We start from the raw sequence: 21772 nt of genomic DNA on the forward strand, positions 1-21772 counted from the left end.
TGAATTGCCCGAAGGGCAAGAGAAGGTCCCCTGGGGGATACCCGTGTCGCGCAACTCGTTTGTCTGGATATTACGGACGGCACCTACGGATTTCACCTATCCATCAACTCCTACCTCCTACCTTGCAGAACCGCTCACCTTGACACCAACAAAAAAGGAGAACCCACCCGGGTTCTCCTTTTTCATTACGCCATATCCTTGAGCAGACCATGCTTCTCATAGGTGGTGGTGCGGACGATCTTATTTTCCTCATCCACAAACACGACCTGCGGAGCATAGCCGTTCTTGACCTCCTCCGGCGTCAGCTGCGCGTACGCCATCAGAATGACCTTATCACCGACGCTGACGCAGCGCGCTGCGGCGCCGTTCAGGCAGATCATGCCGCTGCCGCGCTCACCGGCGATCGTATAGGTCTCAAAGCGGTTGCCGTTCTCAATATCCACGATGGCAACCTTCTCATATTCGTAAATACCGGCCGCATCCAGCAGATCGGCATCAACGGTAATCGAGCCGACGTAGTTCAGCTCAGCCTGCTTGACCGTTGCACGGTGAATTTTACCCTTGAGCATCTGTACTGTCATGGCTTAACCCTCCACCGAAAAGTTGTCGATCAGGCGTGTTTTGCCGATATAGACCGCCATAGCGACCAGTTCGCCGCCGTTGATCTCATGCACCGGCAGCATGGTCAGACCGTCCACTGCGGAAACGTAATCAATACGTGCGAGCGGCTCCTGCTCGATAAGCGCACGCATGGCATTGACGATTGCATCCGCGTTTTTCTCGCCGTTCTGTACCAGCTCCTGACCGAGCTTTACAGCGCGCGACAGCACAAGCGCCGCCTTGCGCTCCTCTGCGCTCAGATAGGTATTGCGCGAGGACTTCGCCAGACCGTCCGCCTCACGGATGATCGGGCAGCCGACAATCTCAATACCCATGGACAGGTCGAGCACCATACGGCGGATGATCGCCAGCTGCTGTGCGTCCTTCTGACCGAAGAACGCCTTATCCGGCGTTACGATGTTGAACAGCTTGGAAACGACCGTGCACACGCCGCGGAAATGAATCGGACGGGTCTTGCCGCACAGCTGGCGCGGCATTTCGGACTGCACCTCAACAAAGGTGGCAAAGCCGTCCGGGTACATCTCAGACACCTCAGGATGGAACACCATGTCACAGCCGCACTCGGTCAGCAGTGCACAGTCGTGCTCAAAATCACGCGGATAGGTCTCCAGATCCTCACCCGGACCGAACTGGGTCGGATTGAGGAACACGGACGCTACCGTGCGGTCGCACTGCTGCACGGACGTTTTGACCAGACTGGCGTGTCCTTCATGCAGATAGCCCATGGTCGGCACCAGACCGACGGTCAGACCCTGCTGTTTCCACTCGCGCACCTGTGCGCGTACTTCTGCGATGGTTGTTGCGATTTTCATTGTATATGCTCCTGTTTCTCTCAAAATTCAGCGTCGAGTTTGGCGAGATATTCATCGCTGCAGTCAGACTTGACAAAGCTCTGCTTTTCGGTCGGGAACGTGCCGTTCTGCACCTCGTTCATGTAAGTGCGGAACGCATCCACCATGCGCTCACCGATATTGTCGAACTGCTTGGCGAACTTGGGCGTAAAGTCCATGTTCATGCCGAGCATGTCCTGATAAACCAATACCTGTCCGTCACAGCCTGCGCCCGCGCCGATGCCGATAGTCGGGATGGTCAGCTTTTTCGAGATGAGCGCCGCCAGCTTGGGCGGTACGCACTCGAGCACGACCGAAAATGCACCGGCCTCCTGTACGGTAAAGGCATCCTCGAGCAGCCGCTTTGCCGCATCCTCGCCCTTGCCCTGTACCTTAAAGCCGCCGAACACGTTGACGCTCTGCGGCGTCATGCCGATATGTGCCTGCACCGGAATGCCGGCGTCTGTAATCGCGCGAATCTGCTCGGCAACGGCTGCGCCGCCCTCCAGCTTGACTGCATGGCCACGCGCTTCCTTCATCAGCCGGCCTGCGTTGCGCACGGCTTCGGAAACCGATGCCTGATAGCTCATAAACGGCATATCCATGATGACCATGGTGTTCTCGCACGCGCGCACGACGCAGGCACTGTGGTGGATCATGTCCTCCATCGTAACCGGCAGGGTCGTGTCATAACCCATCATGGTCATGCCGAGCGAATCGCCCACCAGAATGGCGTTGATGCCCGCTTTTTCCACCAGCTTGGCGGTCGTGTAATCGTAGCTGGTAATCTCGGTGAGGCGTTCGCCGTTTTGCTTCATCGAGAGAAATGTGCTCACTGTGTTCTTCATTCTTTCTGCTCCTTTTCCCTGTTCAGCAGGGCGGCAAGCGTGCCGTAATCCTGCTCAGGATGTTTTTCCTGTGCCATTTTGACCTGTTCGAGTCCCAGCAGCGCGTAAAGCTGCCGGTCGTCTCGTTCCGTCAGGCACGACAGATGCTTTTGCACGGTCTGTGTGTCGCCGCGCTCAATGGGTCCGGTCAGCGCTGAGACGGCACCGTGCTCGATCACATGCGCCAGATTGCTCCGCATGAGCGGCGCAAGCGCGTGCAGTGCGTCCGTTTCGGAGAATCCGCAGCCGCTCAGCAGCTCTGCGCTGCGCTGCACGAGTGCACAGACAAAGTTGCTCGCCAGTGCACAGCTGAGGTGGTACTGCGCCTTGCTCTCCGGCGAAATGGTCTGCACCTGCAGCCCCAGTCCGCGCAACAGCGGCACAAAGACCTCGACCGCCTGTGCGTCTCCCTCGACGCAAAAAAAAGCACCTGCCAGCTCCCGCCAGCAGTTATACTTGCTGCTGATCGGAAATAGCAGATGAATGGATATTGCATAGGCTCCCTGCGCGTGAATACCCGGAAAGGCTTCCTCGGCTGTGCAGGCGCCGCTGCAATGACATATATACTTGTCCTGAATTTCAAATTCTGCGACCTGCCGATACACCTCGGTGATCGCATTATCCGGAACGGTGATGAAAATCGCGTCACTATCTTCGATGAGTTTGCCCAGGTCGGTATAGTGTCCGGAATTTGTAAATTCTGCAGCTTCTCTTGCGCTGTCGGAATTGCGGCTGTAATAGCCGGATATCCGCACGCCTTTTTCGGCAAGCAGTCTGCCGAAGGAAAAGCCGACTTTTCCTGCTCCAACAATGCCAATGTTCATGCTGTCACCCGCTTTCTGTGGTGTGACGCAACGTAAAATCACTGTCGGAAAAATTTGAAAAACATGTTGTGACAAGGTATAGCTTCCGCTCTGCGGAATGCCATCCATCAAGGGGTATTATACCCGCTTGAGATAAGAATGTAAAGGAAAAGTTTTCGGCTCCGGGGAGCCAATCAACAGTGAACGCACGTTCATTTATGCGTATTTTGTTCTGCAATCATGCTCACAATCACAAAAACCGCTCTGTATCTTTTGATACAGAGCGGTTTCCGGTTATGCGTAATATGCGATCCTGAGCAGCTCCTCCGGGGTGGTAACACCCTGTTTTACCAGTTCCAGACCCTTATCCTTCAGGCTGCGCATGCCCTGCTGTTCCCGCGCATAGGCCTCGATCTCCTCGATTTCGGCGCCGCGGCTGATCATGCGGCGGATATTGCGGTCGATCGTGACGATCTCATGCACGGCAATACGGCCACGGTAGCCGGTGCCGTTGCAGTGCGCACAGCCTGTGCCGCGCTTGATGGTCGTGATATCCTTGCCGAGCAGCGCCTGCTCCTGCGGCGTAACTGCGACCTCTCTGCCGCAGTGCGGACACACCTTACGCATCAGTCGCTGCGCGACCAGACCGATCAGCGAATTTGCGATCAGATAGTGGTCGATGCCCATATCGGCCAGACGGACGATGCTCGAGACCGCATCGTTGGTATGCAGCGTACTCAGCACCAGATGACCGGTGATGGCCGCACGAACCGAAATACCGGCGGTTTCGCCGTCACGGGTCTCACCGACCATGATGATATCCGGGTCCTGACGCAGCAGTGCGCGCAGACCGGACTCAAACGTCAGTCCGGCAACCGGATTGACCTGCGTCTGGTTGATGCTCGGCACGTTCTTCTCCACCGGGTCCTCAACCGTGGAGATATTCACCTGCCGGTGCGACAGGTACTCGAGCACCATGTACAGCGTAGTGGACTTACCCGAGCCGGTAGGACCGGTGATATAAATAATGCCGTTCGGTGAGTTGAGCATAGGCAGGAACCTTGCATAGCTTTCGTCATCCATGCCGAAGTGGCCGGCGTAATCGACCTGACCGGCCGTTGCCAGAATTCGCAGCACGGCCTTTTCTCCGAACACGGTCGGCAGCAGCGATACACGGATGTTGACGTACTCGCTCTGTCCCACACGGATACGGAAATGACCGTCCTGCGGCAGACGGCGCTCGGCAATATCGAGGTTCGCCATGATCTTGATTCGCGCGATCAGCGGCTGATGTACACTGCGCTGCAGCGTTACATAATCAACAATCGTGCCGTCGATACGCATGCGCACGCGCGTGCTGCCCTCAAACGGCTCGATATGCACGTCGCTCGCGCCGGTGCTGATTGCACGGTCGAGCAGACTGTTGAGCAGCTTGACGATCGGCGCTTCCGGATCACCGCTTTCGCTTTCTTCGACCTGCAGCATCTCCACATTACGCTCTGCAAAGTCCTCGTTGGCGGTCTGTGCCGCCTGCTGCGCGCCGACCTCGGCGTAATAGTAGCGAATCGCGCTCTGCAGCGGACCCATTTCACTCAGGCGGATGACCACCTGACAGCCGGTCAGCTGGCGCACTTCCTCAAAGGCAAAGTAGTTCAGCGGATCGTTCGTCACGACCTCGAGGCTCTTGTCCGCAAAGCCGACCGCAAGCAGGTTCTGCTTTTCCGCCAGCTCGCGCGGAATCATGCGGACAGCGGTCAGATCGACCTGCATCTGTCCGATGCTCACAATTTCCAGTCCCAGACGGGCAGCCAGCGCCTCGATCACCTGCGTCTCGGTGACAAAGCCCAGCTCGATCAGGATTTGACCGACTCGCTTTTCACGGTGCTCCTTCTGGTAGGCGAGCGCCTGCTCCATCTGCTCCTGCGTGATGTAATTGCGCTCCATCAGCACTTCGCCGATACGCAAATTGGTTTTCATGCGTCCGCCTCCTTGTCGCTGACACACATATAGATCTCCAGCGTGCCGGTGATCAGATTGGTGCTGACCGCCTGCGTGTTGTTCTCCACATAATCATAGTCTGCAATACTGAAATTGGTCACGCGCAGACCCTTGTACCTGTGCTCTACCTCATCGAGAAAGTTCAGCCACTGGGTTACGGCGCCCTGCGCCGAGATAGTCGCAGTGCCGATGTAAACGCAGTTGACCGGCTGCACCAGCGCTGCCGATGTATCATCGGTCGAATCGGCGGATTCCGTATCGGACGAGGTGTCCGCACTGCCGTCCGTCTGCGCTGCTTCCTGCTCGGCGAGATACGCGCTGACCGCACCCGGAGCGGCCTCCGTCAGCGTCAGCGACTGCGGAAACAGTCCGTTCTCGAGCGCGATACCCGTGATGATATCGTCCATCTGACGGGTTTCCAGATCGCCCTTGTAGTATTTTTCGCTTGCCGTGTTCAGCGCGGCTTCATTCTGCGCGATAATATCGTCAATCGTCGCGAGTGCGGCAATCTGCGTCTGATATTCCTGCTGCTTCTGTTCGGCGGCGTCATACTCGTTCTGCAGCGTTTCGTGATTTTTCATCGCAGGACGGATGAGATACATGCCGAAAATGACGATTATCGCCAGACAGGCCACCAGCCGGAGCAGCTTTTTATCACGTTCGGTTACAACGATGTTCATTCGGCTGCCTCCTCTCCCAGCAGGATACAGTTCAGGCTGAGAACGTACACGCCGTCCTCATAGGTATAGCCGGTGTAGTCCACCTTGCGGAACAGACCGGTTTTCTGCAGCTTGAGCACATAGCTCGGAATGTCGATAACGCTGCCGCTCTGTGCATCGAACTGCAGCGCGCCGGTAGCCGCATCGTAGCCGGTCAGCACCATGCTGACCTGAGCACCGCCTGCCGCACCGATTTTGCTCATCAGGGTGCTGTCCACCTGCGGATAGGTGGCAAGCGCGTCCGTCAGATTGCGCACCTGCTGCAGTCCCTGCACCAGATTGTCATTGCGCTGCTGCTTTTCGGCAGCCTCGTTGTACTGCTCGATCACAGTCGGATCGTTCAGCCAGTCGTTGATGTCGTCGGTCCTGTGGCTCAGGCTGCTGTTCATCCGCAAGAACACACACCAGACCGCAGCGCACACCACCAGACACACCGCAATCGGTGTGTAGAAGCTGTGCAGCAGGTCGGTCTGCTTTTTGCTGCCGCGGGACAAACGCCGATAGCTGCGGAGCAGATCCAGCTCCTTGTTTGCACGAAGCACGGTGCGAATCAAAGCCTCGGCACAGCCGAGCCAGTCGTTCAGCCGCTCGCCGTTCGGCAGGGCGCGGAACGCACGGCATTCGGGCAGACGGCTCACTTCCAGACCCAGACCGCGGATACCCGCCAGACACACCTCGAAATCATCATCCGAGCAGCCGGCGTAATACACATCGGTCAGCGTGCCGCCCGAGCGGCTTGCCGTGTGGAACTGCATCGTACCGGAGACATCCCGTGTCATCTCAGTGCCGAAATCCACCGTGCCCGGCTCACTGAAAATACGGTTGCGACTGGAATAACGGTACTCTCCGTTCTCGACCAGCAGCGAAAGCACGCTGCTGCCCTCAAAGCACAGCCAGATACAGGTCTTGCCCTGCATGGGCTGCATGGCATGCAGGAGCTTGAGCCGTCCTGCCATGGTAACGGTAACGTTTTCCAGGCGCAGACCGAGCCGATCGGTCATTGCAAGGTATTCCTCCATCGTTTCCTTGCGGCAGGCAGCGCAGAACAGCTGCTGACGGCCTTCGGCATCTGTGCCGAGCGGCACATAGTCCGCCGCCACAAGCTGATCCTCCCGCGGACGCATTTCGTGCCGCACAAGCTCCTCCAGCTTGTTTTCCGGCATGCTCGGTGCGGTGATAGTCTTGGTGGCAACCGCCTCATCCGGCAGGACGAGCGTGATGCCGCGGGTCGGCAGCCTGTGCTGCTGCCAGAGTGCGCCTATCGCCTTCTCCCAGTTTTCCATGCCGCCGCCGTGTGCGGGGGCACTGTAAAGCGCCTGCACGGAAGGCTGCGCGCCGGACTTGCCGACCGCGACAAGCACCTGCTCCTCCTGCAGCGCCAAAACGGTTGTGTTCATTCTCATTTCTCCCCTTTTGTGAGGTTTACACGTTTCCGAGGTTATACGTTCCCCGAACTCTCTATCGCGCTGTACGAGCCGATAATCGGCGACATGACCGCGATAATGATAAAGCCGACCACAAACGCCATCAGCACGATCAGCATCGGCTCCAGAATGGTCATCATACGCTTGCTCGCCTGCTGTGCATCGTACTCCATCGAATCCGCAATGGAATCCAGCATGGAGTCCAGACGGCCGGTCTCCTCACCAACTGCGATGCTGCTGCACAGCTTGCGCTGAAAGCCATCCACCGTCTCGAGGGCGGCGGACAGGCTGACGCCCGAACGCACCTGCACAAGCACGTCACCGAACTGCGAAACGATGTAGGCGTTGCCGATGGTATCACGGGCGGTCTGCAGTGCAGTGACGATCGGCAGACCGCTCGAGTACAGGCTGCTGATGGTTCGCGCGAACCGCGCCGTGCAGATAACCTGATTGAGCGGACCGAAAACCGGCATTTTGAGCTTTCGCCGGTCCATTTCCAGCCGGACGGCCGGAATGCGCAGCAGCGAGCGGATAACCATGACCACAGCTGCGACACCCAGTATCATCAGATACCATTTGGTAACCATAAAACCGGAAAACGCCATCAGCGCCAGCGTAACGCCCGGCAGCGAATCCATTGTGGAGAACAGATCGCTGAACTGCGGCAGCACGAAGGTTACGATAACGATAACGACCGCGACCGCCAGAATCGCAAGGATCATCGGGTACATGAGCGCCGACTTGACCTGCTGGTTCATCTGGTGCGCCTTCTCATAGTGGATGGCGAGCCGCTCCGCGACCTGATCTATCTTGCCGCTGCCCTCGCCTGCGCGGATCATGCCGAGCATGAGCGTTGGGAACACCTGCTGCGCCTCGAGTGCGGCGGACAGGCTGGAGCCCTTCCGCACCTCACCCAGAACATTCTCGTAAATGCGGCGCAGACCTGCGCTGATGCCCTCATCCTGCGAGATGATCGTCAGCGCGCGCACCAGACTGACACCCGAAGCCAGCAGCGTGGACAGCTGACGGCACAGGTCGCTCAGCTCCTGCGGACGCAGGGTGCGCGGCTTGCGGCCCGCACCGCGGCGGGTCGCACTCTGCAGATACAGCCCCTGAGCGAGTAATTGGGTATACAACGTGTCATAGTCCGCAGCCTCCATTGTGCCGCGGACTATCTTTCCGTCTATGTCCTTTGCCGTGTAGCGGAACAGCGTGTGACCGCTGTTCGGTTTGACCGTGACGGTCAGCCTGCGGTTGTTGGATGCAGCCATGCTGACCCTCCTCTCCATTCATTACAATAATCCCATATACCAGTCCGCAATCGTTTCTCCGAAAAACATGGCGATCGCAATGCCGATGCACAAAAACGGACCGAATGCGAACTGGCTTTTCCGGTTTGCCTTCTTTTGGGCGAGCAGCAGCGCGCCGAAGCCGCCGCCGAGCAGAATGCCGATGAACGCGGCAACGACCGTCAGCTTTGCGCCGAGAAAAAATCCCGCGCCGAACATCAGCTTGATATCACCGCCGCCGAAGCCGCCGGGCACGATGAGCGCCAGAAGCAGCATCGGCACACTGACGATCACGCAGCCGATCAGCCGCGATTTTATCCCCAGGCTGGGGATAAGTATTTGCGCAGCGATGCCGCAGACAAACAGCAGCGCCGGAAACCGGTCGTAGATTTCAAGCGTGTCTATGTCCATGAGCGCCACGACCGTCAGAATACCGAGCACGACGAACGCCAGCGCCGCCTGTGCGGTCTCGCCGCCGAAGGCATATGCACAGGCACAGGAGCACAAGCCGCCGAGCACCTCGATCCAGAAATCCCTTGCGGGGATTTTTGCACCGCAGCCGCGGCATTTGCCGCCCTGCAGGAGAAAGCTCAGGCACGGGAGCAGCTCCGCCGCCGACAGCGTGCGCCCGCACACCGGACAGTGACTGCGTCCCTTCACCACGCTCTCTCTGCGCGGCAGGCGCCATACCACCACTCCGAGAAAGCTGAATACGCATGCGCCCAATGCAAACCGTAACAGCCATAATACAGCATAGGCAATGTAAAGCATTGGTTTCCTCCTCGTTTGGGTTGGTTTGGAATGATTTTTTACAAATAGAATCTACCATGCAGAAAACCGCATGGCAGGTCACAGCCTCTTAACTGTTAAGGGGCTGTGACCCGCCATACCGTCCGACGGCGAACGCGCACCGTGCGTTCACTGTGCTGCGGCGGCATGAATCAGGTCAACACCGACGGACACGTTCCAAGTGACCGGATCGGCGGTGTAGGTTACGGTGAAATCCCCTTCGGTGTAGATCATCTGCTGTACGGTATAGCCGTTTTCGTCGGTCTGCAGCACCCAGAAATCACCGGGCACCTTGCAGGCTGTCAGCACCTCGTTGTAAACCGCCTCCGAGACCCCGCCCTCATGGGCGGAGTCCGTGAAGGGACGGTTTTCGCCGTAGGCCTCGATCGAGGCGGCGTATAGCGCCATACGCACCGTTTTTGCATTGCCGAGCGCCACATGCGCGTCTGCCCGATAGAGCAGACCGAGCACGCTGCCCGCCGCCGCGATCACAGCCAGAAGGATCACACACACCACCGTCAGCCACCAGCTTACTGCGCCGTATTTGATCGGCGCAGTCGGTCCGTGGCGTTCGGTGCGGTTAATCATTTAACATCAGTTACTGCATACTGACCATCAGTCTGGGTATAAGTGCATTTCTTCTTATTGCGAGTATATTCAACGGTAGAAATCTTATTGCCAGAAACAGTTACCTTATTAATCGTTCCTGTAACTTCAGAAAGTGTTTTAATATTGTCCATAGTGAACTTACCTGCAGTCGAACCCGGCTCAGTTACCGGAGTAGCATCTGCCGCCAGCGTACCGTAGTATTCATCATACAAAGTCTGAGCAGCCATTACTACCTGACGTGTTTCAGCAATCAGAGACTTCTCCTTAGCCTTATTAATGTAACCAGTCAGAGCCGGAATCAGCAGTGCTGCCAGAATCGCCAGAATAACCAGAACCACGATCAGCTCTACCAGCGTAAAGCCGCCCTTCTTGCTGCGGCGCTTCTGCTGCAGCGCGATCATTTTTTCCATCATGATCTTATTCCTCCAATTTTATTTTTGTTTTTCTATTTCTGTAAACCGCGGCGGTGCTCCGCAGAGTTACACATATGGTATTGCCGTTATGCCGGCTTTTTCGTTGCCGTTACCCCGGTTTTCACCGAAATATCGTACCGCAGGTCGATAATGAGCGAATCCGAATAGATTTTATCGGTCAAATCCTTATCGCGGTAAATTGTCACGGTGGCGGTAACGGTGTGCTTTGCTTCGTCGATTTTGAAATGCAGTCCGGCGCGCAGCCCCATATAAAAGCCCTCTGCGTAGGTTTTCGTCATGGCTCGGGCAATGGGATTGCCGTCCGCATCCTGACTGTAGCCGTCTTTATAATAGCGCTCGACAAGATAACCCTTTTCCACCCGAGGCTGCTCACCGGAGTCCTTATCGGCAATCACGATTTTGGTTGGTCCGCAGCCGTCTGCCGTCAGCAGCTCCGCCGCGTTATATCCCTGTTCGGTCTCATAGCCAAACTCGATCGCCGAGCCTTCGGACGAACCGGTTTTATTCGTTACGTCCGCGCCGTTATCGTAGCATTTGATGTAATCCGTGGCGGTCTCCACCTTGCTGCGCACGGTTTCAAGCAGGTCGTCCGCGATCAGCTCGGCGCTGTTCAGCTCCTGCGTGCGGCGCGATACCTCGGCCGCCGGCCGCAGCGACGCACTGAATACGCCGATGACCAGACACAGCAGTCCGGCGCCGACCACAAGCTCCACCAGTGTCATGCCTTCCCGGCCGCGCAGGATTGAGCGAATGCGTTTCATGCCGTCACTCTCCCTTCGCAAACCGGTAGAAGGGCACGGTTTTGCCGTTCTCGGTTTTGGCGTTTACGGTCTGCTTTTTTACCTTTACGCGGAAGGCGTCAATATCGGTATCTTCGCCGTCCGACGTCGTTACCTTAAAATCGTATGCGGCAGCTTCGCCGTCCGCGACTTCTGCACTCCCGCGCACGCTTTCCTGCAGTTCGGTCGCGTCCCTGCGGAGCTGCTCCGACTTGCGCTGCGCATTTGAGGCAAAGCCGACTGCGCCGTTCAGCGCGCCCAGCAGCAGCATGAACACCACCGTGGAAACCAGAATTTCCACCATGGATTCGCCCCGGCGGTCGCGCAGCACGCGAATCAGTCTATTCATCGGCTGCACCTCCGGTTGTCCGGGCTGCCGGCTTGTGGATGGGTTCGTATCGGCTGTACGTTGGATTGTTGATATCATAGGTGTAGCTGATCTCCACATACTCCGTGCGGGCATCCTTGCCCTCGCCAATGACCTTGGGTTCTACCGGCTCCTCGCCGTTGGCACTTCGGCAAAAGCGGCCGTTTACCCAGTAGACCGGGAACTGTCCGCTGACGCCGACTTCCCCTTCCCATGTGTAGATCGGCTGAAAACTGTCCTTTCGGCGGTATTCTGTGGTGTACATGTAGCTGTCCGCTCCCTTTTCCGCCTTGACGCCTACCCAAACCTGATGTCTGTTAAAGGTTGTCTGCTCTGCCTTTTCGGTGCCTTTGTCACGAGCATCGTATGCAAAGGTATCGCCTGTGATCGGGTCCTGCGCATCGGTAACATCACGGAGCAAAATCGTAATCCTGCCGTAGTTATCCTCGGTCGAACCCGCATTATAGCAGGCAGTGGTTTCATCCGAACGGTCCGGATCGTAAATACCCAATCCCGTATCTTCCGCTAAAATGTTGTTCACTTCACGGTAGAAACAGCCTTCCGGCGCAAAATTGGTATCTAATTCCGGTTTTATTGTTTTGTATTCCTGCAGTTCGCTGTCCAGTACCTGTGCAAAGGACTGCGCCAGCTGATAACAGCGTTCCCTGCCGATCTTGCGGTTGGCCCGCGAGAGCAGCATGGAGGAGGAATACACGATACTGAGCGAAAGTCCGATCAGGACGGCGACAGCACAAAGTGCTACGATCAGCGAAACACCGCTTCGCCTGCTGCGCCGCAGGGTGTTCCAGCCCTGACGTATCCGCTTCATGTCTGCCGCCTCCCTTCGTAACTAAAATTTGCGCTCAGCAGGATCGGAGTCCGTATAACGGTCGCTCTTGCTGTCCGCAATGACAGTTACCCTGCTGATCTGTATACCATTCGTCAGCTGCAGGGTCTGATTCTCGTGCGTTACCACGGAGAAAATGTTAGGCAGCTTCAATGTAAATGTGCCGTTCTTCACCTGCAGCATGGTATCCGGCTGATAGCTGTAATAACGAATGCTGCCATTGGTAAGGCTGTATCTGCCGTTGACCGCACTGCCCTGTTTTACAGTATACCAGTCATCCCCTGCAACTGCAAACGTATTTTGACCATTTATGATAATCTCCGGCAGGTTCCCGCTCATATCGACGGTAACCGTCGTGGAATTATCGTCCTTATCGGTCAATTCAATCCGATACAGGTCAGCGTCTGCCACCTCGTCCCACGAGAGCGCGGTAAGCTGTGCAGCCCACTCTGCCGTATTGATAAGACGATTCATCGGACCATAGCTGACCGCAAGCGTCTCATTCACGTTTGCCAGCGACGCGCTCGGTGCTTCCAGCTTCACACGCGGGAATACCACATCGCCGCTCGATACCCAGACCGAGCTTACCTGTCCGGCGGATTGCGAGATACGGGCCTCAAACCGTACAGAACAGCCTGCATATTTCGTATTCAGATCGGTCAGGCTGCAGACGTAGCTGCCGCCGCTTTCGCTCATTGCGGAAACGGGGTAAGCCACCGTTGTGCCGTCCGTTCCGGTGATTTTTGCCCGCAGCAGATAGGTACTGCCGCCGGGCGGTACGCTGTTCGTGCCGGTTTTCGGCGTAACGGTGACCTGCAGGCCGCCGCTCCGGAAACCGGCCGCCGGAATCGGGTTGTTTGCTGCCGCATTCCAGTTGTACGACCACTTGACGCTCGGCGTATCCAGACGCTTCGGCACGGTCATCGTGTACACGATACCGTTCGGGCTGTCCGCGTAACCGGAATCGTCAGCAGCCACCGCCACCAGATAGAGGTCGATGGTCTTGCCGGCGTAATCTTCCAGACTGCGGCTTACCGAGCAGGTGCCGCCCCTGACGGGCACAAGCGCACCCAGGGCAGCGGCCGTTTCGCCCTCCGGCTGCACATAAATCTGATAGCCTGCACAGCCGTTTTCGCTGCCGATGGCGCTCCAACCGATGGTGTATTCCAGCTCGTTGGTATCCGGGTTGGTTACCGACGGCTGTCCCGGACGCTCGAGGCGCTGCTTGACAGCGTACTTCTTCGTCGTACTCAGGCCAACCTCGCCGTATGCCTGTCCCAGACGGGTAACGGTCAGCTCAACCTCGGCGTACTGCCAGTCGTCCGCGCTGATGGTGAACGATTGGGAAGTATTCGGATTCTCCTGCGTACCGTAAACCTCGTTGACCGGAATGCCGATTCTTGCGCCTGCCGCGGTAATACCGGTCAGCTTGACGCTGTAGTGCGGCACTGCAGTCCCCTGCCCGGGCTGCGTCCACGAGAACCGGTAGCTGATACTGCCGTTATCTTCCTGCATCAGTACCGGGTCGTTCAGCTCCGGCGCCGTCAGCGGCTTGATGTTCAGCGCCGCGGTTCTAATGTAGTTTGCAAAGTCATTCGCGTGGCCAAGGACATGACTGTAAATGATCTTGTCCTGCTGCTGAACGCCCTCTGCGCTGTAAGTCCGCAGCGTAACAGACGCATCGCCGGTCTGCCGGGTATCACCATAGGTGTAAACCGGTCCCAGACCGGAGGCGGCGTACCATGCACGCACCCGACGATTTGTGACATTCTCCGCGAAATACTCCTTCGGCAGGTCGCGGAAGTTTGCCGTAACCGTGTTGCCCGCCGAGGTCAGCACATCCTCATACGCAAACACATACTCATTTGTGCCAACCGTGCCGAGCACCTCGATACGGTAAATCGGCGGTGTTTCCATCTGCGGCTCGTTGACCGTCAGTGCAGCCGTGACCGTGCAATCATCTACCGTACTGCCCGAGTACGATACCGACAGATTGTTAATACTGCCGTCCGGCTTGTACTTCGGCGTGTCGGTCGGGATGGTATCCGTCACGGAGGCCGGCTGAATGCCGTTCGTAATGCCCGCCGCTGCCGTGACGATCAGCTCCTTCAAATCATCGCCGTTGATCTCGGCGGTATGGTTGTTCTGATCAATGGTCACGGTCTGCGAGCCAAGCCTGAAGGTAACCTTCCAGTTGCTGAAGACCGCATAATCCGCAAGGTTTTTCAGCGAGATCTGGTATTTAGCGCCATTGTTCCAATGGCTCACCAGTCGGATATTGACATCCGGTGTCGGCAGCACCGACACATCCTGCGTCGCCGCAGTTTTCCATGCAGAAGGCGCGGTATCCTCAAACAGACTGACAGCACGAACCGACAATGTAATGGTCTTGCCTGCTGTGTCTGCCGCAAGGCTTGCCGGCAGCTGGAACGAACCGCTGGTCGTACCGGAGCCGTACGCCTGCGTGCCGTTCAGCTTCGGGTCCCACTGTCCCTGCCCCTTTCGGTTCGGGATAAAGCGCAGATTGGACAGTACTTCCTTGTCATCAACGAGCACTGTACCCTCGTAGTACAAAGGACGGTCCGTATCCTCGATGGATACATCGAAACTGCCGTCTGTCTGCTGTTTCAAATCGACCATGAACGAGGCATCCAGCTTTTTGTCGGTTTGGTCGTGCTCCATGTCGCGATAGTTCTCTCGAACATACTCATCAAACAGCTTTTGCTCTGTGTTGAACACCGTATTCTTTTGATACAGCAGCGGGCGCAGCCACGAAGCACCGTGTCCATTCGTCTGTGCAATCTCTCTATATGTTGGTGTATCCGGCATGGTGAACAAAATCCGTCCCGTAATTTGGTCAGAACCATTGATATTCGTACGGATAATGCCATGCTCATCGATCGTAGAGTTTGCCGTTGTTACATTGTAATACATCCGGTTGTCTGTATAGTCGATCACGCCAAGCTGCGGACCGGCAATGGCGGCAAAGCTCTTATTCGCCCATTTTCCGTCACTGCCTGCCCAGTATCCATAGGCAACCATGCGGGAAAATCCCTTTCGTGATTCATTGCGCGTATTACTGCTGTCAAAGATTCGTCCGGCAGTGTTCGTCAAGCCCCATGTATCAAAGAAATAATAATTGTTTCCCACCTTATCACCGCTCAGGGAGCTGCTCAGGCTGGCGTTATTCAGCGATACGATGCCTGTACTGGTACCCGCATCCGAACCGATGACCGAGTAACAGTTCTGGATATAAGTATTATCCTGCGCCACAGTGCCGTCCTTATACCGGTCGCCAAAGATGCCGGCGATATAATTGTTGCCGCCGACCAGTGTTTCCGCATAGTTGCGGCAGCGGTCGATATTCAGCACGATATTTGCGGTCGAAGTGCCGATTGGACCGCCGTTCTTGCTGCTTGCCGTATCTGTTGAGAAGTAACCCACGATACCGGAGGCCATGGAGGATGAATAGATCTTAACGCCCGGCGCATTGACACAATCCGAAACGTTAATGGTGAACTTCTGTGCAGCATTTATATCATACGTCGTATAAACCGTAACGTTGCCAAGGATGCCCGCACTGTCGTTCGCGCAGTCCTTGACCCTCTTGCCGTTCTCCCAATGATAATAGTTTGCACCATCCCGGCCAAAAACGCTGCCGTGATTCTGACAGCTGATGATATTGAAATCCTGACCGGAGGCCGCATGATACAGCTGTGCCACGATACCGCCGGATGCACCGACCCAGCCGGTTTCATACGTGGTCTGCAGATTGCCGTAGTTGTAGCAGTTCTCAATCGTACCGCCGTTATTGGTCCACTGGCCGACGATACCGCCCGAGTAGTGCGACAGATAGCCGTACACCGTACCATAATTGATACAGTTCTCGATCGTCCAGTCGCTTGTGGTCTGGTTGGTCTGTGTGCCGATGATACCGCCTGCAAATCGGCTGGTCGCGCCGTTTGCCAGCTGGCGGCCGACAAACGCCTGATTGAGCAGATAGGACAGGTCCTTTTCGCTCTCGTTCATGCCGACAATACCGCCGGTGCCGACACCGATGCCGTCCGACTTGTTGACCAGCAGCCAGCTGCCGCTGACGCAGCGATTCAGCTCACCGGTCGGCGCGTTGTAACCCGCCACGCCGCCAAGGTTGCCGTTGCTCGATACGATGATCTGCATGGTGCGGTCTGCCGCTACGCTCTTGCTGCCGCCGTTGTAGGATAGTCTTTCCACATCCGTCCGGTCTGCCCACTTTACCCAAGTGGAATCCGCAGACAGCTTCTGTGCCTCGGCATTGGACAGCAGGTCGCTCACCTTGCTGACATTTTCCATCAAGGTTTCGGTGCTCTTATCGCCGGACATGGTGATCGTGCCCTTGTTATAGCCGGTCACACCGCCGACCATGCCGTTTTTGACCGTGATCGTGCCGGTTCCGGTATTGTCTATGTAGCACTGCTCGATGATGCCGGTCGTATCATTCTTGCCTGCAATGCCGCCGATATGCGAGGACAGGCGTTCCTTCTCTGCCGCCGAGCTGGTGGAGGTTGCGGTGTACACACCATCCGCCGTCAGCGTCAGCCTGGAAACTGTGCTGCCCTGCAGCAGACCGCCGTTCAGTCCGGCAATGCCGCCGTAGCAGTTGCCGACCGCGCTCTTTCCTTCGTCGATCGTGCCGGAATACGTGCATTCGGTTACCTTGCCGCTTGCATTATTCTGACCGACTACACCGCCGAGATAGGTATACTTCGTGAATTTCTCAAAATCCGAGGTGACCTTCACCTTGCTGACCGTACCGCCCGCTCGATTGATGCCGACTGCACCGCCGACCTGCAGCGTGCTTGCGGAAACGCTGTATGTCGGCTGCTGCGAAACCTCGGTTGCAGTGACCGTACCGCTGTTGTCTCCGACAACAGCACCCAGAATGAATGCACTGCCGGAAATCGTGATATGATCGCCGAGTGTCGCTCCCTGAACCGTACCGCCCTTGTGGTTTACCGCACAAATCGCGCCTGCCGCAGTCTTGTTGCGGGTGATAAGCGTTACCCTGTTGTCCGTGCCGACGCTGCAGCTCCTGATCGTACCGTAGTTTTCGCTGGCAACGCCGCCTGCATAGCCGTCGTTACTGGTGACACTGCCGTTGCCGATACAGCTCTCGACCGTGCTGCCCGCGCTGTTCATGCCGACAATGCCGCCTGCCGCACCGACATTCGCGGTCACCTGACCGAGATTCTTCGCGTACCGCAGAACAGCCTTTGTGCCCTCCTGCGCGCCGACAACGCCGCCTGCACTGCCCGCCGCCGCACGGACCTCTGCCGCCTGATTGGTCAGGCAGTTGATGCTCGTGCCGCCGAGTGTGCCGCGGTTGATGCCGGCAATACCGCCGACCATACTGCTGCCGTGCACGGTCAGCTTGTTATCCGCAGCAATGACATCGCCCTGCACGCTGCCGCTTGCCGGACTGAGCGTGCCGGTTGCGGTATTCACGCCAATCACGCCGCCGACACCGCTGCCGCTGCCGTTGACACGGCGCTTTCCTGCCGGTGTGCTCGAAAGCGTAATCGCACCGCCGTTTTCGCCCGCAATACCGCCGACACGGCCTGCACCGCTGACATTGGCGCTGCTGGTATTGTTCTGTATCCTGCCGCCGCTGAGATTATAGCCGACGATGCCGCCGACCGTGTTCCGTCCGGTGACGGTGCAGTTTTTCTCGGTCGTGCAGTTTTCAATCGTGCCCGCCGTCCTGCTGCCGACATTCAGACCCGCGATACCGCCGATATAATCCTGCGTTGCACTGCCCATGCTGCCGGAGAGCGTGCAGTCGCGGATGATGCCCTCGTTCAGACCGACCACGCCGCCCATGGCATTCAGGCCGTTCATCGTGCCCTTGCTGGCACAGTGGTCTATCACCTGATTCTCACCGTTGACGCCGATCACACCGCCGATGACGGAAATACGCAGCTCGCCGCCGCCCAGCTCATCGGAGAGCGCCTTCGCGGCATCCGTGTACTTCTGCGCCTGCAGATAGGACACCATATCCACACCGGTTTTCAGCTTACTGTCCGGGAAGGTGTCCTCTGCCGGACGGTCAAAGCCGCCTGCATTCAGGCAGTGCTCCACCTTCATCCGGGTCTGCGGCTCACAGCTGCCGATAATGCCGCCTGCATACGCATACGCGCGGATGGTCATGTTGTTGGAAACCGCAGACAGCCTGCCTGCACTGTTGCCGTCCGCTGTGATGGTGATGGTATGCGTATTGGTAGAAGCCTTGACCGTTCCCGGCACATTGCTGTTGTTTGCCGCGATGCCCGGCAGAAGCGCATACAGCGTTCCGCCTGCCCGGTCTTTCTCCGTGTAGGTGCGCTGATAACCGATCAGACCGCCGCAGAATGCCTCTGCAGTGACCGTGCCAAGGCTGTTATCGACCTTGAGACCGCTGACCGTGACATCCTCTCCCGGATTGACCACATTTGCACCGATCGCACCGCCGACATAGTACCGTCCCTGCACACTGCTCGGCTTGATGGTCAGCTTCTTCTCGAGCAGCTTTGTCGAAGCATTCAGACCGATCAGACCGCCGACACAGTCTCCGGTTGCGGCAACACGGCCGCCGATGAGCGTGTAATTGATGTCAATCGTGCCGTCCGTGTCGTTATAGCCGACCAGACCGCCGACATAGTGTCTGCCGACGACGATACCCGCCACACTCCGAGTGGAGACTGCGTTATCCTTGTCGCTGAAGGTGATCGTGCCGCTGTTGTAGCCGGTCAGACCGCCCGCATAGCTGCCGACGGCTCCCCAGTCCGTGACACGCCTGTAGATCGCATTATTGGTGTCCGAAACATAGCTTGCACAGTTTATGATGGCCGCATTGTTCTCATTTGCACCGCAAATACCGCCGATAAATACATTGTATCCTGCAACGACACCTGTGTTGACGCAGTTTTTGATCGTCGAACCGCCTTTATTCTCACCGATGATGCCGCCGACATACGAATTGCCGATGACATAGCTTGCGTTAACGGTTGTTCTGGTGCCGTTTTCACTGAGCAGTGCCGTCTGCGTATCAGACTGATTCAGCGCACCGATGATGCCGCCGACATACTCGCTGCCGAGAACGTAGCCGTTTGCCTCGGTCTCGCAGTCATACAGCACACTTTGTTCGCCGTAGCCGACAATGCCGCCGACATATCTGCCGCGCAGCCTGTCTCTATCCTCCTGCTTATAGGTATAACTGTCCGCATATCCGGCACGGCTCCTGCATTCGGAAAGAGACGCCTTATGCGCGTAGCCGACAATGCCGCCGATATAATGTCCTGCCAGCGAATGATCATCTGCGGCTGTGCTGCTGAGAATCAGGCCCTCATTTTTGCAGCCAGACATATCTTTTCCCGTGGCCTGATCCTTGCCGGAAAAATAGCCTGCAATGCCGCCAACCGAGCGATTGCCCGTTACAGCGGCGCTGTTGGTCAGGGTCTTGACTGCGGCACCGTTTGTTGTCAGGCTGCCCGCAATACCGCCGATACCGCGCGCAGTACCGCCGGTCGGCAGCGTACCGGTTACAGTACCCGATGCAGACAGCTTGATTACTGACTTAGAATCGCTGACCTCAATCACACCGGCCACACCGCCGATGCCCTGCGCCTGTGCCGAAGTCAGCGCAGCCTCCACCTCGGCTTCGGTGCCGTCCACGGTATCGCCCTTCAAAGAACCGTTGCTGTAACCGCAGACAGCGCCGACACCCTTGAGCTTGCCCGATGCGATCTTCACCTGCGGATTGAGCAGGCGCAGATCATGGATCGTGCCTGCGTTTTTTTGAAACAGACCAAGATATTCTGCGTCATCGGCAATCGAGATCTCATCCAGCTTGAGATTACTGATGGCATTCCCGCCGGTAAACACGCCGGCAATGCGGTTCAGCAGACCGCCTGTGCCGTCCAGTGTCTGATTGCTGCGCAGCGCAGGGATGCTCGGGAAGCCGATATCCTTGCCGGTGGAAACCGAAAGTGCGCCGCGGGCTGCCGTACCGTAAACCTTTACACTGTCGCTCATCCAGTCCAGTGAACGCGCGGTAACGGCAAATGCCGCCGTCGTATCCATATAACGGATATTGGACAGATGACGGAAGGTTTCGATCTCGCACCGGCTGTTATCCGACCGGGTGCCGTCACCGAAAAGCGTGTTCGCCTTATTGGATTCGATAGCGTCACTCTTTTGATACTCCTCACCGCGGGTGTTTTCTGCGTTCGGGTCCGGAAACACCTGCACGGCTGCGTAAACATTCAGCGGGGTTTCCAGCTTGCCGCCGAAGCGCGTGATGCTGGTATCGCTGCTCTGCCGGAAGGCTGCTTTGTTATCAGCGGACAGCTTATCCAGCCGGTCGTACAGCTTCGCATTCATCATACCGTCCAGCACGAGTGTTGCCCGCTTGCCGGTCCGGTCATATTCCATGGGGAAGGTATAATTCTTCGTCGCATTATCCTCGGTCGTAACCGCAACCGACTGCGAACCCGTTTTCAAATCTCTGCCCGGAATATTGATCGACAGAAGCTGCGCTTTATCCTCACTGCTGTACAGCTTGACCTCGTAATAAACCTTATCCAGATCCTGATCCTTCACATTGCTCGACCAGTTCAGCGACAAAGTTTCACCGTTTACCAGATTGATCGAGGTGATCTTCAGCTTAGTCGCATCCAGACTGACAGCATTGACTGCATCCTGAACCGAGTAATAGCCCAGCCGTTCTTCCCGGCGCGTATCGCGGCCGCGCTTGCTGTAATCAATATCCAGCCAGCTGCCGGACATATCCGCCGGTTTGCTGTCCTCATTCGATCCGTAGTACAGTCCCTTGCAGTTTGTGCCGTAGAAAACCGAATAAATCTGACCGCTTTCCACGTCGATTTCGATGCAGATTGCAGCATTCAGCACACTTTTATCATAGGTATCCTGCGAAAGAAGCGCACCAACGAGCGCACCGTCACCCGACAGCTCGCCTTCTGCGTATTCGCCTGCATCCAGACGAATGCCGTAAATACGGCCGACCAGCTTTTTCCGGTCCTCGTCCGACTCATCAAACGACTGATTCAGCACGCCTTCCTTCTTCACCTTACTGCAGAACGACTCCCATTCACCGCCGGTACGAAGGTAGGTCAGCTCGGATTCTGCCGACAGATACATGGTCTTAGCGTACGATTCATTCTTTCGGAACTGTGACAGATGGATATACCCCAGAAGGCTCGGTACAGCGATGGCAAACAGAATGCTCAGAATGACCAGTGCAACCACCAGCTCTACGAGGGTAAAGCCGCCTTTTCCGAACTTTTTACGCTGCTGTGTCATATTCGCTGCCTCCTTCCCTTCGGATATAGGATAAATGGGT

15 protein-coding genes are annotated in these 21772 nt (G+C 56.9%); all 15 read right to left on the reverse strand.

The genetic code is table 11. The features are described from left to right. Positions 1 to 185 precede the first annotated feature (185 nt). The 15 genes from panD to PGS25_RS04005 all read right to left on the reverse strand — a co-directional run bounded on the left by panD (position 186) and on the right by PGS25_RS04005 (position 21732). Positions 186 to 581, reverse strand: coding sequence for an aspartate 1-decarboxylase (gene panD, locus PGS25_RS03935; protein WP_117751412.1), 396 nt, complete (start codon positions 579 to 581; stop codon positions 186 to 188). A 3-nt stretch (positions 582 to 584) separates the two neighbouring features. Next, positions 585 to 1433 (reverse strand): pantoate--beta-alanine ligase, encoded by an 849-nt coding sequence (gene panC / locus PGS25_RS03940; RefSeq protein WP_270417772.1) that lies wholly within the window; start codon positions 1431 to 1433, stop codon positions 585 to 587. Positions 1434 to 1453: 20 nt separating this feature from the next. Further along, entirely contained in the window at positions 1454 to 2299 is an 846-nt protein-coding gene (gene panB / locus PGS25_RS03945) for a 3-methyl-2-oxobutanoate hydroxymethyltransferase (RefSeq protein ID WP_119191389.1), read from the reverse strand. Next, the gene (locus PGS25_RS03950; RefSeq protein ID WP_442865233.1) at positions 2296 to 3162 is read right to left on the reverse strand and encodes a Rossmann-like and DUF2520 domain-containing protein; all 867 of its coding nucleotides are present in this window, start codon (positions 3160 to 3162) and stop codon (positions 2296 to 2298) included. The genes panB and PGS25_RS03950 overlap by 4 nt, the downstream gene beginning before the upstream one ends. Before the next feature lie 273 nt (positions 3163 to 3435). After that, positions 3436 to 5118, reverse strand: a complete 1683-nt coding sequence (locus PGS25_RS03955) for a GspE/PulE family protein (protein ID WP_270417773.1) — start codon at positions 5116 to 5118, stop codon at positions 3436 to 3438. Continuing rightward, complete coding sequence (locus PGS25_RS03960) at positions 5115 to 5819, reverse strand: hypothetical protein (RefSeq protein ID WP_118359879.1); 705 nt, start codon at positions 5817 to 5819, stop codon at positions 5115 to 5117. Before PGS25_RS03960 ends, PGS25_RS03955 begins: the two co-directional genes overlap by 4 nt. Beyond that, positions 5816 to 7255 (reverse strand): type IV pilus biogenesis protein PilM, encoded by a 1440-nt coding sequence (gene pilM / locus PGS25_RS03965; RefSeq protein WP_270417774.1) that lies wholly within the window; start codon positions 7253 to 7255, stop codon positions 5816 to 5818. Before pilM ends, PGS25_RS03960 begins: the two co-directional genes overlap by 4 nt. Positions 7256 to 7296: 41 nt before the next feature. Next, complete coding sequence (locus PGS25_RS03970) at positions 7297 to 8553, reverse strand: type II secretion system F family protein (protein ID WP_270417775.1); 1257 nt, start codon at positions 8551 to 8553, stop codon at positions 7297 to 7299. A gap of 21 nt (positions 8554 to 8574) precedes the next feature. Next, positions 8575 to 9342: a prepilin peptidase gene (locus PGS25_RS03975; RefSeq protein ID WP_270417776.1), complete on the reverse strand. Its 768-nt coding sequence runs from the start codon at positions 9340 to 9342 to the stop codon at positions 8575 to 8577. A 147-nt stretch (positions 9343 to 9489) separates the two neighbouring features. Further along, positions 9490 to 9948 (reverse strand): hypothetical protein, encoded by a 459-nt coding sequence (locus PGS25_RS03980; protein ID WP_270417777.1) that lies wholly within the window; start codon positions 9946 to 9948, stop codon positions 9490 to 9492. After that, positions 9945 to 10382, reverse strand: coding sequence for a prepilin-type N-terminal cleavage/methylation domain-containing protein (locus PGS25_RS03985; RefSeq protein WP_270417778.1), 438 nt, complete (start codon positions 10380 to 10382; stop codon positions 9945 to 9947). Before PGS25_RS03985 ends, PGS25_RS03980 begins: the two co-directional genes overlap by 4 nt. Positions 10383 to 10468: 86 nt before the next feature. Continuing rightward, positions 10469 to 11164 (reverse strand): type IV pilus modification PilV family protein, encoded by a 696-nt coding sequence (locus tag PGS25_RS03990; protein WP_270417779.1) that lies wholly within the window; start codon positions 11162 to 11164, stop codon positions 10469 to 10471. Positions 11165 to 11168: 4 nt separating this feature from the next. Beyond that, positions 11169 to 11531, reverse strand: coding sequence for a type IV pilus modification PilV family protein (locus PGS25_RS03995; RefSeq protein WP_270417780.1), 363 nt, complete (start codon positions 11529 to 11531; stop codon positions 11169 to 11171). Beyond that, complete coding sequence (locus PGS25_RS04000) at positions 11524 to 12378, reverse strand: hypothetical protein (protein ID WP_270417781.1); 855 nt, start codon at positions 12376 to 12378, stop codon at positions 11524 to 11526. The genes PGS25_RS03995 and PGS25_RS04000 overlap by 8 nt, the downstream gene beginning before the upstream one ends. 21 nt (positions 12379 to 12399) lie before the next feature. After that, positions 12400 to 21732, reverse strand: a complete 9333-nt coding sequence (locus PGS25_RS04005; protein ID WP_270417782.1) for a prepilin-type N-terminal cleavage/methylation domain-containing protein — start codon at positions 21730 to 21732, stop codon at positions 12400 to 12402. Between the last annotated feature and the right edge of the window lie 40 nt (positions 21733 to 21772).

Source organism: Butyricicoccus sp. AM78-15b2TA (assembly GCF_027665985.1).
Lineage (GTDB): Bacteria > Bacillota > Clostridia > Oscillospirales > Butyricicoccaceae > Agathobaculum > Agathobaculum butyriciproducens.